Here is a 15,145-nt window from a genome sequence, read left to right as displayed (position 1 = left end):
CCGGATGACGTACGAATTTTTTCCACTAGCGAATGGATTCACAGAAGCTGATTTTATTAGCCTGGATCTATGAGACGCTCACAGCAAAAAAAAGCTGCCTGCTCGATGGTCCGATCACTGCTTGTGCTAGTGACGATGTCGTTTGGGGATTCGCTGCATGCATTGGAATTAGTCGGCTCAAGCCCGCTACCAGCTCATTTCCTGTATTCCCATAAGTTAGCTGTACCTGAACAGCCCGATTCTCTTCGAGGGTGTCACGAGTTGACTCCCTTCATTCCCGGCTTCATTCCCGCGAAGGCGGGAATCCACACTGACTCACCACCAGAACCATACTGCCCGGTGCCCCCCTGGCCTTGTCATCCCCGAGAAGGCAGGGATCCACCGTTGGCGCTGGATTCCCGCCTTCGCGGGAATGACGACCTCAGAGCATGGGAACGAGCTGTTGGAGTTTTGCGACAGCCTCCGGAGTGTGGGAACGAGTTGTTGGAGTTTTACGTGCCCCCTGAAGTTTTGGAGAACACTTCTAATGGTCTGATCGCCAGGGGCACTGACGGAGGAAGTGATGACGATAAGCCACCTGACGGAAACAGCGGGAGTCCTGACCCAGACCCCCAACCTGACCTTACCCTTGTTCCTGATCCTGTCCAAACTTGCCTGCAGCAAAAAAAGCAACTGCTTATAATATTACAAATCAAACGACTATGGGCGATTATGGCAGGCCAAACAACGCTGGCCCGGATTTTGTCAGACCGGATCATGGTAATTGAAGCCGATCTTCTTGATCTGGAAGGGTCAGACCCTGCTACGATTCAACCGGGGCTGGTTCAGACATGGCTGGCAGAGAATGGTCAGGAACTCAGAGTTTACCGTGAGATGGTTTCTGGCAAATATTCTGGCCGACAGAAGGGTAACGGGAAAAAGAATACAACCTCCCAAACGACCAAAGCATCAACGACCGCGACAACAGGTCAGGCCCGTGAGACAAGCGGATCTGCTGCCCGTAACAGGGGAACCCGTTCGACAGGCGCCAATGGTCGTGGAGGCGATGATCCACTGAGTCCATCAGTTGAGCAGGATACGGGTAACTCAATTGTCACTTGTTCAAAATGTGACAAAGCACTGAATCAACAGGAATTAAGACGTGTAGCCAATAAGGCAGAAGCTTCAGCGTTTTTATGCAACAAATGCCTGTCAGGCACTTACGGTAAAAAAAGAGCAAAACGAGCCCGGCAGGAAACAGAGCCGGATTCATCAGAACCTGCTCAGAAAAAAAAGAAGGAGCCAGCTAGAAAGAGAAATAATTCAAAAGCAGCAGCTACTGCACCACCGGCCAAAAAAAAGAAACCACCAGACACACAGATCCCCGATGACCCATTGGAAAAAATAAAAGCAAATATCAAGTACGAATTAAGTCAGGAAGAGCTGGAAAAAGTGCAAACCTTAATGGCGGTATTCAAGGAAAAAAACATCACTGTAAAAAACACTTTTTATAAGCTGCTTGGTTTTGTAGATAGAGATTCTTTTAATGGCTTCTTCGATAATGCCATCGTTTTTTTTGGGTATCTTTCTGAAAACGTCAAAAATACAGGCATGCTGACCGGTATGCTGGGTAATAGAAAAATACATATCCGTAGTTTTGCAAAGCGTAGCCAGAATGAACTCGAATATTTAGCGAGTTTAGATCTAGTGACTTCTTTCTCGTCCATGAATAGTCGCAAAGGTGTGCCCACACGTAAGGAAGTGAAAGCAATACTGGGGTGGCCGGAATGGAAAGACAAGGAAGGCGAGTTCAATATCGAACTGTTCCGCGCTTTTTCGTCCATGAACAATGGCCAGGGCTTGCCCAAACATGAAGTAGTGAAAGAGGTCCTGGGCTGGCCGGAATGGAAGGGCAAGGATGGCGAGTTCAGTATGGAGCTGTTCCGCTCCTTCTCATCTATGAATAGTGGCAGAGGCATGCTCAAACGTGAGCAAGTGAAAGAGGTGCTGGGCTGGCCGGAATGGAAAGACAAGGATGGCGATTTCAGTACGGAGCTGTTCCGCGCCTTTACGTCTATGAATCATTGCAAAGGTATGCTCAAACATGAACAAGTGAAAGTGATGCTGGGCTGGCCGGAATGGAAAGGCAAGGATGGCGAGTTCAGTATGGAGCTGTTCCGCTCCTTCTCGTCTATGAATAATGGCAAAGGCATGTTCAAACATGAGCAAGTGAAAGAGGTGCTGGGTTGGCCGGAATGGAAAGATAAGGATGGCAGGTTCAGTATGGAGCTGTTCCGCTCTTTCTCATCCGTGAATAATAGCAAAGGCATGCTTAAACATGGGGAAGTGAAAGCGGTGCTGAGCTGGCCGGAGTGGAAAGACAAAGATGACAATTTCAGTACGGAGCTGTTCCGCTCCTTCTCATCTATGAATCGTGGCAAAGGCATGCTCAAACAAAAGGAAGTGAAAGAGGTTCTGGGCTGGCCGGAATGGAAAGACAAGGATGGCGAGTTCAGTATGGAGCTGTTCCGCTCCTTCTCGTCTATAAATCACGGCAAAGGCATGCTCAAACATGAGCAAGTGAAAGAGGTGCTGGGCTGGCCGGAATGGAAAGACAAGGACGATGAGTTCAGTATGGAGTTGTTCCGCGCCTTCTCATCCATGAATAGTGGCAAAGGCATGCTCAAACAAAAGGAAGTGAAAGAGGTGTTGGGCTGGCCGGAATGGAAAGACAACGATGAAGAGTTTAATACGAAGTTGTTCCGCTCCTTCTCGTCTGTGAATCATTGCAAAGGCATGCTTAAACAAAAGGAAGTGAAAGCGGTGCTGGGCTGGCCAGAATGGAAAGGCCAGGATGGCGAGTTCAATATGGAGCTGTTCAGCTCCTTCTCATCCATGAATTGTAACAAAGGCATGCTCAAACAAAAGGAAGTGAGAGAGCTACTGAGCTGGCCGGAATGGAAAGACAAGGATGGCGAGTTTAATACGAAGTTGTTCCGATCTTTCTCGTCCATGAATAATGGCCAGGGCATGCACAAACATGAGCAAGTGAAAGAGGTGCTGAACTGGCCGGAATGGAAACACAGGGGTGACCAGTTCAATATGCAGTTGTTCAGGGCTTTTTCGTCCATGAATAATGGCAAGAGCTTGCCCAAACATGAGTCTGTGACAAAAGTGCTGGGCTGGATAGGTTACCGGGGGGCACCCAATCATGGTCTGCTGCAAATTATGACCAGGCTCTGGGCATCAGCAGGGCTACCTGCTACTGAAGTGCTGCAACATCAGGAAACACAACTGAAACAGTGGCTGTCTACAGAATTTACCGGAGAACATAACAACTCGAATAATAAAGGAGATGACCAATACGGTAGCGATTCAGAGAATGAAGAGGTTTACAAGTGCAATCGCCTGATAAAAACAGTCGCTCTTTATCTTTCCACCCCTAAGCCAGACTGGTCACTAACATGGACGGTTTTAAAAGAGTTCTGCCAATTTCATGAACAGACTAAAACGCTTCTGATGCTGGAATCATTAACAGGACTTTTATCTTCTTCTGGAGGGAAAAGTGTCAAACGTTACCTTCAGGCTAATCAACAGGATCGGCATTTTTTGTGGCGTCATTCAATGAAAGCCGTGCCTTTGCGCGTGTTAAATAGAGCAATGTTTCTGTGTTCTTGCGATGAAGACAGGGAGCGTTTTGTCTTTTTTGTCAAGCGGCTGAAGTCATTGCCGGATAAAAGACTATGGGAGCAGTACTCTGCCCTGTTGCAACCATTGTCGGCGGTGCTGAAACTCGAATATATGCAAGGGCTCTATCTGGAAATCCTGCAACCCTTAACAAAGGATGATCAGCTGCGTTTTCTGGATGCCAGCCATGCCCGGGTTGTGTTCGACCTGTTTCCCTCGTTGAGCGCTCTGCAAAAACTCAGCAAAGAGCATTCTTGCCATTGGTTAAAGAAGCTGCTTGAAGCCTGCCTGCAACTAAAAAACCATGACATCACCAAAGAAGGCATCCAGATACTGTTCGAAGCGCTGCTCAAAACCCATAGTCTTCTACCCTGGGATAACGAGATCCCCGATCACTTTTTGTCCGGGATGCGAACAAGCGACAATAACCATGTTGAGATACCTGTCTCCGGACTTATCCCATCAGGAGAACAGTTAGCCCTGAGCTATATTGCTGTGTTGATGCAGAACCTCAATGAGATGTCTTTCACCGTCAAAGGTCAGTGGCTTGAGGTTGAGGTGCCAGGTGACGGAGTTCAAAACTACCCCTTTCCAATGCCACAGCTGGAAATACAGGATGAAAAAATGGCCATCAGCAACTGGTCAGAAGAGCTGTTCAGGACTGTTTTGAAAATCACCGGGATATCTGAGCACTATTATTTGACTGCAGATCAATGGCAGAAACTGGATAACGTTCAATTCAGGCAAGCTGAAGCATGTCAGCCAGAGAATGAATTGGAACCACAAAAGCAGGCATTTGCCAGTTTATGGTTAAAGCTCAACCAGACAGAAATTTTTGGCAGCGAAATACTGGATTTACTGGAGGAGTACGAGAGTGAAATGGAGCTTATGCATACAGTGACCCTCCTTAAAAGAGCCAAAATCGATACCGATAACCGCATACTGGAAGAATGGCGGCAACGGGCGTGCTGTAAGATAGAACAGTTAAAAAAGCAAGACCCTTTATTATCCGATGTTGATCCTGATGTTTATCAGAGTTGTCAGGAACTGGAGTTGCTTGATGGGTGTGGGAGTATTTTCTAAAAAGACTTTTGTCGTCTGATAAAGCTTCTAAAAACAAACTGTCTGCCAAATCCGTTTATGGAAAGCTCACCAGTGCGGTGCTATAAAATCTAGCGCAAACGTGAATCATCAGGCCTAAGCCGGATGACGTACGAATTTTTTCCACTAGCGAATGGATTCACAGAAGCTGATTTTATTTGCCTGGATCTATGAGACGCTCACAACAAAACAAAGCTGCCTGCTCGATGGTCCGGTCACTGATTCTGCTAGCGATGGTGTTGTTTAGGGATTCGCTGCAGGCATTGGAATTAGTCGGCTCAAGCCCGCTACCAGCTTATTTCCTGTATTCCAATAAGTTGGCTGAACCTGAACAGCCCGATCCTCTTCGAGGGTGTCACGAGTTGACTCCCGTCATTCCCGGTTTCATTCCCGCGAAGGCGGGAATCCACACTGACTCACCACCAGAACCTTACTGCCCGGTGCCCCAATGGCCTTGTCATCCCCGAGAAGGCAGATATTCACCGTTGGCGCTGGATTCCCGCCTTCGCGGGAATGACGACCTCAGAGCATCCGAACGAGCTGTTGGAGTTTTGCGACACCCTCCGGAGCGTGGGAACGAGTTGTTGGAGTTTTACGTGCCCCCTGAAGTTCTGGAGAACACTTCCAATGCGTTGATCGCCGGGGGCACCGCCGGTGGAGATGATGGCAATAAGCGACCTGACGGAAACAGCGGGAGTCCTGAACCAGAGCGTCAACTTGACCCTACCCTTGTTCCTGATCCTGTCCAAACTTGTCTGCAGCAAAAAAAGCAACTGCTTCTAATATTACGAATCAAACGACTATGGGCGATTATGGCAGGCCAGACCACCCTGGCCCGGATTTTGTCAGACCGGATCATGGTGATTGAAGCCGATCTTCTTGATCTGGAAAGGTCAGACCCTGGCACGATTCAACCGGGGCTGGTTCAGACATGGCTGGCAGAGAATGATCAGGAACTCAGAGTTTACCGTGAGATGGTTTCTGGCAAATATTCTGGCCGACAGACGGGTAACGGGAAAAAGAATACAACCTCCCGAACGACCAAAGCATCAACGACCGAAACAACAGGTCAGACCGGCCAGACAAGCGGATCTGCTGCCCGTAACAGAAGAACCGGTTCGACAGGCGCCAATGGTCGTGGAGGCGATGACCCACTGAAACCCTCAGCTGAGCAGAATACCGGAAATTCGGTTGTTACTTGTTCGAAGTGTGACAAGGCATTGAATCCACAGGAATTAGAACGTGTAGCAAATCAGACAGCAGCTTCAGCGTTGTTGTGCAACAAGTGCCTGTCGGGCATTCAAGGTAACAAAAGGGTAAGACGAATCAGGAAAGAAGCAGAACCGGATTCATCAGAACCTGCTCCGAAAAAAAAGAAGGGCCCGGGTAGAAAGAGAAAAAATTCAACAGCTGTTGCTGAACCAGCGGCCAAAAAAAAGAAACCGGCAGACAATCAGATCCCCGATGACCCACTGGAAAAAATAAAAGCAAATATCAAGTACGAATTAAGTCAGGAAGAGCTGAAAAAAGTGCAAACCCTGATGGCGGTATTCAAGGAAAAAAACATCATTGTAAAAAACACTTTTTATAAGCTGCTTGGTTTCGTAGATAGAGATTCTTTTAATGGCTTCTTCGATAATGCCATCGCTTTTTTTGGGCATCTTTCTGAAAACGTCAAAAATACAGGCATGCTGACCGGCATGCTGGGTAATAAAAAAAAACATATCTGTAGTTTCGCAGAACGTAGCCTGAGTGAACTCGAATATTTAGCAAATTTGGAAGTATTGAATTCCTTCTCGTCCATGAATAATGGCGAAGGCGTGCCCACACATGAGCAAGTGAAAGCAATACTGGGCTGGTCAGAATGGAAAGACAGGGATGGCGAGTTTAATACGAAGTTTTTCCGAGCCTTCTCGTCAATGAATAGTGGCAAAGGCTTGCTCAAACATGAACAAGTGAAAGAGGTGCTGCGCTGGCCGGAGTGGAATGACGAGGATGGCGGGTTCAGTATGGAGCTGTTCCGCTCCTTCTCATCCATGAATAGCAGCAAGGGCATGATTAAACATGAGGAAGTGAAAGAGGTACTGGGCTGGCCGGAATGGAAGGACAAGGATGGCGAGTTCAGTATGGAGCTGTTTCGCTCCTTCTCGTCTATGAAGCATGGCAAAGGCATCCTCAAACATGAGCAAGTGGAAGAGGTGCTGGGCTGGCCGGAATGGAAGGACAAGGATGGCGAGTTCAACATTGAGCTGTTCCGCGCCTTCACGTCCATGAATCACGGCAAAGGCATCCTCAAACATGAGCAAGTGAAAGAGGTGCTGGGCTGGCCGGAATGGAAAGACAAGGATGGTGAGTTCAATATGGAGCTGTTCCGCTCCTTCTCGTCTACGAATCATAGCAAAGGCATCCTCAAACATGGGCAAGTGAAAGAGGTGCTGGGCTGGCCGGAATGGAAAGACAAGGATGGCGATTTCAACATGGAGCTGTTCCGCTCCTTCTCATCCATGAACAATGGTAAAGGGATGCTCAAACATGAGCAAGTGAAAGAGGTGCTGGGCTGGCCGGAATGGAAAGACAAGGATGGCGAGTTCAGTATGGAGTTGTTCCGTTCCTTTACGTCTTTGAACCATGGCAAAGGCATCCTCAAACATGAGCAAGTGAAAGAGGTGCTGGGTTGGTCGGAATGGAAAGACAAGGATGGCGAGTTCAGTATGGAGCTATTCCGCTCCTTCTCATCCATGAACAATGGCAAAGGCATGTTCAAACATGAGCAAGTGAAAGAGGTGTTGAGCTGGCCGGAATGGAAAGACAAAGATGGTGAGTTCACTATGGAGCTGCTCCGTTCCTTCTCGTCTATGAGTCATGGCAAAGGCATCCTCAGACATGAGGAAGTTAGAGAGATTCTGGGCTGGCCGGAATGGAACGACAAGGATGGCGATTTCAGTATGGAGCTGTTCCGCTCTTTCTCATCTATGAATAGTAGCAAAGGCATGCTCAAACATGAGGAAGTGAGAGAGGTGCTGGGCTGGCTGGAATGGAAAGACAAGGATGGCAAGTTCAATATGGAGCTGTTCTGCGCCTTCTCGTCCATGAATAGTTGCAAAGGCATGCTCAAACTTGAGAAAGTGAAAGAGGTGCTCGGCTGGCCTGAATGGAAACACAAGGGGGGCGAGCTCAATATAAAGCTGTTCCGCGTTTTCTCGTCTATGAATCACGGCCAAGGCTTGCCCAAACATGAGCCTGTGAAAAAAGTGCTGGACTGGACAAGTTGCCGGGGGGCGCCCAATCACAGGCTACTGCAAATCATGCCCAGGCTCTGGGTATCAGAAGGGCTACCTGCTACCAAGATGCTGCAACATTGGGAAACACAACTGAAACAGTTACTGCTTACAGAACTTACCGGAGAACACAGCAACACGGATAATGAAGGAGATGATAAATACAATCGCCAGATAAAAACAGTCGCTCTTTATCTTTCCACCCCTAAGCCAGACTGGTCACTGACATGGACGGTTTTAAAACAGTTCTGCCAATTGCATAAAGAGGCTAAAACGCTTCTGATGCTGAAATCATTGATAGGGCTTTTATCTTCTTCCGGAGGGAAAAGTGTCAAACGTTACCTTCAGGCTAATCAACTGGATCGGCATTTTTTGTGGCGTCATTCAATGAAAGCCGTTCCTTTGCGCGTGTTAAACAGAGCAATGTTCCTATGTTCTTCCGATGAAGACAGGGAGCGTTTTGTCTTTTTTGTCAAGCGGCTGAGGTCATTGCCGGATAAAAGACTATGGGAGCAGTATTCAGCCCTGTTGCAACCATTGTCAGGAGTGCTGAAACTCGTATATATGCAAGGGCTCTATCTGGAAATTCTGCAACCCTTAACAAAAGATGATCAGCTGCGTTTTCTGGATGCCAGCCATGCCCGGGCTGTATTCGATCTGTTTCCCTCGTTGAGTGCCCTGCAAAAACTCTGCAAAGAGCATTCTTCCCATTGGTTAAACAAGCTGCTTGAATCCTGCCTTCGACTTAAAACCCATGACATCACCAAAGAAGGCATCCAGATACTGCTTGAAGCGTTGCTCAAAACCCATAGTCTTCTACCCTGGGATCACGATATGCCCGATCACTTTCTGTCCGAGATGCGAACAACCGATAATAACCATATTGAGATACCTGTCTCCGGACTTATCCCATCAGGAGAACAGTTGGCCCTGAGCTATATCGCTGTGTTGATGCAGAACCTCAATAAGATGTCTTTTACCGTCAAAGGGCAGTGGCTTGAGGTTGAGGTGCCAGCTGACAGAGTTCAAAACTACCGCTTTCCAATGCCACAGCTGGAAATACAGGATGAAAAAATCGCCATCAGCAACTGGTCAGAGGAGCAGTTCAGGACTGTATTGAAAATCACCGGGATATCTGAACACTATTATTTGACTGCAGATCAATGGCAGAAACTGGATAACGTACAATTCAGGCAAGCTGAAGCATGTCAGCCAGAAAATGAATTGGAACCACAAAAACAGGCGTTCGGTAGTTTATGGTTAAAGCTCAACCAGACAGAAATTTTTGGCACCGAAATACTGAATTTACTGGAGGAGTATGAGAGCGAAATGGAGCTTATGCATACAGTGACCCTCCTTAAAAAAGCCAAAATTGATAGCGCTACCCACATACTGGAAGAATGGCGGCAACGGGCGTGCAGTAAGATAGAACAGTTAAAAAAGCAAGACCCTTTATTATCCGATGTTGATCCTGTTGTTTATCAGGGTTGTCAGGAACTGGAGCTGCTTGATGGATGTGGGAGTATTTTCTAAAAAGACTTGTGTCGTCTGATAAAGTTTCTAAAAACAAACTGTCTGCCAACCCCGTTCATGGCAAGCTGGCCAGTGCGGTGCTATAAAATCTAGCGCAAACGTGAATCATCAGGCCTAAGCCGGATGACGTACGAATTTTTTCCACTAGCGAATGGATTCACAGAAGCTGATTTTATTAGCCCGGATGTATGAGACGCTCACAACAAAACAAAGCTGCCTGCTCGATGGTCCGATCACTGCTTGTGCTAGTGACGATGTTGTTTGGGGATTCGCTGCATGCATTGGAATTAGTCGGCTCAAGGCCGCTACCAGCTCATTTCCTGTATTCCAATAAGTTAGCTGCACCTGAACAGCCCGATCCTCTTCGATTGACCCTGACTCCCATGCTTTTAGGCCCTGTGGACCCCAGCCGTGGAAACCCGTATGTTATCTCAAGTTGCAGTATCCGGCTTTCAGGGGGGCTATGCATTCCCACGCCGGATGACGATAAGCCACCTGACGGAAACAGCGGGAGTCCTGACCCAGAGCCCCAACCTGACCTTACCCTTGTTCCTGATCCTGTCCAAACTTGCCTGCAGCAAAAAAAGCAACTGCTTCTAATATTACGAATCAAACGACATTGGTCAATTATGACAGGCCAGACAACGCTGGCCCGGATTTTGTCAGACCGGATCATGGTGATTGAAGCCGATCTTCTTGATCTGGAAAGGTCAGACCCTGGCACGATTCAACCGGGGCTGGTTCAAACATGGCTGGCAGAGAATGGTCAGGAACTCAGAGTTTACCGTGAGATGGTTTCTGGCAAATATTCTGGCCGACAGGCGGGTAACAGGAAAAGGAATACAACCTCCCGAAAGACCAAAGCATCAACGACCGCAACAACAGGTCAGACCGGCCAGACAAGCGGACCTTCTGCCTGTAACAGGGGAACCGGTTCGACAGGCGCCAATGGTCGTGGAGGCGATGACCCACTAAAACCCTCAGCTGAGCAGAATACCGGAAATTCAGTTGTCGTTTGTTCGAAGTGTGACAAAGCACTGAATTCACAGGAATTAGGACGTGTAGCAAATCAGACAGCAGCTTCAGCGTTGTTGTGCGACAAGTGCCTGTCGGTCATTCAAGGTAACAAAAGGGTAAGACGAATCCGGGAAGAAACAGAACCGGATTCATCAGAACCCGCTCCGAAAAAAAAGAAGGGTCCGGGTAGAAAGAGAAATAATTCAACCGCTGTTGCTGAACCAGCGGCCAAAAAAAAGAAACCGCCAGACACTCAAATTCCCGATGATCCGTTAGAAAAAATAAAAGCAAATATCAAGTACGAATTAAGTCAGGAAGAGCTGGAAAAAGTGCAAACCCTGGTGGCGGTATTCAAGAAAAAAAACATCACTGTAAAAAACACTTTTTATAAGCTGTCTGGTTTCGTAGATAGAGATTCTTTTAATGGCTTCTTCGATAATGCCGCTGCTTTTTTTGGGCACCTTTCTGAAAACGTCAAAAATACAGGCATGCTGACCAGCATGCTGGGTAATAGCAAAAAACATATCCGTAGTTTTGCCGAAAGTAGCCAGAGTGAACTCGAATATTTAGCAAGTTTGGATCTCTTGACTTCCTTCTCGTCCATGAATAATAACAAAGGCGTGCCCACACACAAGGAAGTGAAAGCAATCCTGGGTTGGCCAGAATGGAAAGATGAGAATGCCGAATTCAATACGGAGCTGTTCCGCGCCTTCTCGTCCATGAATCATGGTCAGGGCCTGCCCAGACATGAGAAAGTCAAAGAGGTGCTGAGCTGGCCGGAATGGAAAAACAGGGATGGTGAGCGCAATATGGAGCTGTTCCGCTCGTTCTCATCCATGAATAGCAGCAAGGGCATGATTAAACATGAGGAAGTGAAAGAGGTACTGGGCTGGCCGGAATGGAAGGACAAGGATGGCGAGTTCAGTATGGAGCTGTTTCGCTCCTTCTCGTCTATGAAGCATGGCAAAGGCATCCTCAAACATGAGCAAGTGGAAGAGGTGCTGGGCTGGCCGGAATGGAAGGACAAGGATGGCGAGTTCAACATTGAGCTGTTCCGCGCCTTCACGTCCATGAATCACGGCAAAGGCATCCTCAAACATGAGCAAGTGAAAGAGGTGCTGAGCTGGCCGGAATGGAAAGACAAGGATGGCGAGTTCAATATGGAGCAGTTCCGCGCCTTCTCATCCATGAACAGTGGTAAAGGCATGCTCAAACAAGAGGAAGTGAAAGAGGTGCTGGGCTGGCCGGAATGGAAAGACGAGGATGGCGAGTTCAGTATGGAACTGCTCCGTACCTTCTCATCTATGAATCATTGCAAAGGCATCCTCAAACATGAGCAAGTGAAAGAGGTGCTGGCTTGGCCGGAATGGAAAGACAAGGATGGCGAATTCAGTATGGAGCTGCTCCGCGCCTTCTCATCCATGAATCATGGCAAAGGCATGCTCAAACAAAAGGAAGTGAAAGATATGTTGGGTTGGCCTGAATGGAAAGACAAGAATGGTGAGTTCAGTATGGAGCTGTTCCGCGCCTTCTCATCCATGAACAGTGGAAAAGGCATGCTCAAACATGAGGAAGTGAGAGAGGTGCTGGCCTGGTCGGAATGGAAGGACAAGCATGGCGAGTTCAACATTGAGCTGTTCCGCTCCTTCTCATCCATGCACAGTGGTAAAGGCATACTCAAACAAGAGGAAGTGAAAGAGGTGCTGGGCTGGCCGGAATGGAAAGACAAGGATGGCGAGTTCAGTATGGAGCTGTTCCGCTCCTTCTCGTCTATGAACAATGGTGAAGGCGTCCTCAAACATGAGGAAGTGAAAGAGGTGCTGGGCTGGCCGGAATGGAAAGACAAGGATGGCGAGTTCAGTATGGAGCTGTTCCGCTCCTTCACATCCATGAACAATGGTAAAGGCATCCTTAAACATGAGCAAGTGAAAGAGGTGCTGGGCTGGCCGGAATGGAAAGACAAGGATGGCGAATTCAGTATGGAGCTGCTCCGCGCCTTCTCATCCATGAATAGCAGCAAGGGTATGATTAAGCATGAGGAAGTGAAAGAGGTGCTGGGCTGGCCGGAATGGAAAGACAAGGATGGCGAGTTCAGTATGGAGCTGTTCCGCCCCTTCACATCCATGAACAGTGGTAAAGGCATCCTTAAACATGAGCAAGTGAAAGAGGTGCTGGGCTGGCCGGAATGGAAAGACAAGGATGGCGAATTCAGTATGGAGCTGCTCCGCGCCTTCTCATCCATGAATAGCAGCAAGGGTATGATTAAGCATGAGGAAGTGAAAGAGGTGCTGGGCTGGCTGGAATGGAAAGACAAGGATGGCAAGTTCAACATTGAGCTGTTCCGCGCATTCTCGTCCATGAATAGCCGCAAGGGCATGATTAAACATGAGGAAGTGAAAGAGGTGCTGGGCTGGCCGGAATGGAAGGACAAGTATGGCGAGTTCAATATGGAGCTGTTCCGCGCCTTCTCATCTATGAGTCATAGCAAGGGCGTGCTTAAACATGAGGAAGTGAAAGAGGTGCTGGGCTGGCCGGAATGGAAGGACAAGTATGGCGAGTTCAATATGGAGCTATTCCGCTCCTTCTCATCCATAAACAATGGTAAAGGCATGCTCAAACAAAAGAAAGTGAAAGAGGTGCTAGGCTGGCCGGAATGGAAACACAGGGATGACCAGTTCAATCTGAAGTTGTTCCGGGCTTTTTCGTCCATGAATAATGGCCAGGGCTTGCCCAAACATGAGCCTGTGAAAAAAGTGCTGGGCTGGATAGGTTACCGGCGGGCACCCAATCATAGTCTGCTGCAAATTATGACCAGGCTGTGGGCATCAGCAGGACTACCTGTTACTGAGGTGCTGCAACACCGGGAAACACAACTGAAACAGTGGCTGTTTACAGAATTTACCGGAGAACATAACAACTCGAATAATAAAGGAGATGACCAATACGATAGCGATTCAGAGAATGAAGAGGATGACAAATGCAATCGCCAGATAAAAACAGTCGCTCTTTATCTTTACACCCCTAAGCCAGACTGGTCACTGACATGGACGGTTTTAAAACAGTTCTGCCAATTGCATAAAGAGACTAAAACGGCTCTGATGCTGGAATCATTGATAGGGCTTTTATCTTCTTCCGGAGGGAAAAGTGTCAAACGTTACCTTCAGGCTAATCAACTGGATCGGCATTTTTTGTGGCGTCATTCAATGAAAGCCGTGCCTTTGCGCGTGTTAAACAGAGCAATGTTCCTGTGTTCTTCCGATGAAGACAGGGAGCGTTTTGTCTTATTTGTCAAGCGGCTGAAGTCATTGCCGGATAAAAGACTATGGGAGCAATACTCTGCCCTGTTGCAACCATTGTCGGCGGTGCTGAAAATCGACTTTATGCAAGGGCTCTATCTGGAAATTCTGCAACCCTTAACAAAAGATGATCAGCTGCGTTTTCTGGATGCCAGCCATGCCCAGGCTGTGTTCGACCTGTTTCCCTCGTTGAGTGCCCTGCAAAAACTCAGCAAAGAGCATTCTTCCCATTGGTTAAACAAGCTGCTTGAAGCCTGCCTGCAACTAAAAGCCCATGACATCACCAAAGAAGGCATCCAGATACTGTTCGAAGCGCTGCTCAAAACCCATAGTCTTCTACCCTGGGATAACGAGATCCCCGATCACTTTTTGTCCGGGATGCAAACGACCGACAACAACCATGTTGAGATACCTGTCTCCGGACTTATCCAATCTGGAGAACAGTTGGCCCTGAGCTATATCTCTGTGTTGATGCAGAACCTCAATGAGATGTCTTTTACCGTCAAAGGGCAATGGCTTGAGGTTGAATTACCAAGTGGCAGAGTTCAAAACTACCGATTTCCAATGCCACAGCTGGAAATACAGGATGAAAAAATGGCCATCAGCAACTGGTCAGAGGAGCAGTTCCGGACTTTTTTGAAAATCACCGGGATATCTGAACACTATTATTTGACTGCAGATCAACGGCAGAAACTGGATAACGTTCAATTCAGGCAAGCTGAAGCATGTCAGGTAGAGAATGAATTGGAACCACAAAAACAGGCGTTTGGCAGTTTATGGTTAAAGCTCAACCAGACGGAAATTTTTGGCACCGAAATACTGAATTTACTGGAGGAGTACGAGAGCGAAATGGAGCTTATGCATACAGTGACCCTCCTTAAAAAAGCCAAAATCGATACCGCTACCCACATACTGGAAGCATGGCGGCAACGGGCGTGCAACAAAATAGAACAGTTAAAAAAGCAAGACCCTTTATTATCCGATGTTGATCCTGATGTTTATCAGGGTTGTCAGGAACTGGAGTTGCTTGATGAATGCGGGAGTTTTTTTTAAAAAGACTTTCGTCGTTTGATAAGGCTTCTAAAAACAAACTGTCTGCCAACTCCGTTCATAGCAAGCTTGCCAGTGCGGTGCTATAAAATCTAGCGCAAACGTGAATCATCAGGCCTAAGCCGGATGACGTACGAATTTTTTCTACTAGCAGGGATTCACAGAAGCTGATTTTATTAGCCGGGATCTATGAGACGCTCACAA

The 15,145-nt window shown here is 47.7% G+C and carries 4 protein-coding genes; all 4 read left to right on the top strand.

The window, feature by feature from the left end; all coding sequences use genetic code 11:
* Positions 1 to 261: 261 nt before the first annotated feature.
* The 4 genes from ACOMG9_RS18865 (at position 262) to ACOMG9_RS18850 (ending at position 14,944) form a co-directional block, all read left to right on the top strand.
* A complete protein-coding gene (locus ACOMG9_RS18865) occupies positions 262 to 4,749 on the top strand; it encodes a hypothetical protein (protein ID WP_448218024.1) in 4,488 nt (1,495 codons plus the stop codon).
* Between the two features lie 380 nt (positions 4,750 to 5,129).
* Positions 5,130 to 9,578, top strand: coding sequence for a hypothetical protein (locus ACOMG9_RS18860; protein ID WP_448218023.1), 4,449 nt, complete (start codon positions 5,130 to 5,132; stop codon positions 9,576 to 9,578).
* A gap of 423 nt (positions 9,579 to 10,001) precedes the next feature.
* Positions 10,002 to 10,178, top strand: coding sequence for a hypothetical protein (locus ACOMG9_RS18855; RefSeq protein WP_448218022.1), 177 nt, complete (start codon positions 10,002 to 10,004; stop codon positions 10,176 to 10,178).
* A gap of 29 nt (positions 10,179 to 10,207) precedes the next feature.
* Positions 10,208 to 14,944, top strand: coding sequence for a hypothetical protein (locus tag ACOMG9_RS18850; protein ID WP_494529239.1), 4,737 nt, complete (start codon positions 10,208 to 10,210; stop codon positions 14,942 to 14,944).
* Positions 14,945 to 15,145: the final 201 nt, after the last annotated feature.

This window comes from Endozoicomonas sp. PH6C, assembly GCF_059322965.1.
The sequence above is the reverse complement of the archived record's forward strand: the minus strand, read 5'-3'. Positions and strand labels throughout refer to the sequence as shown.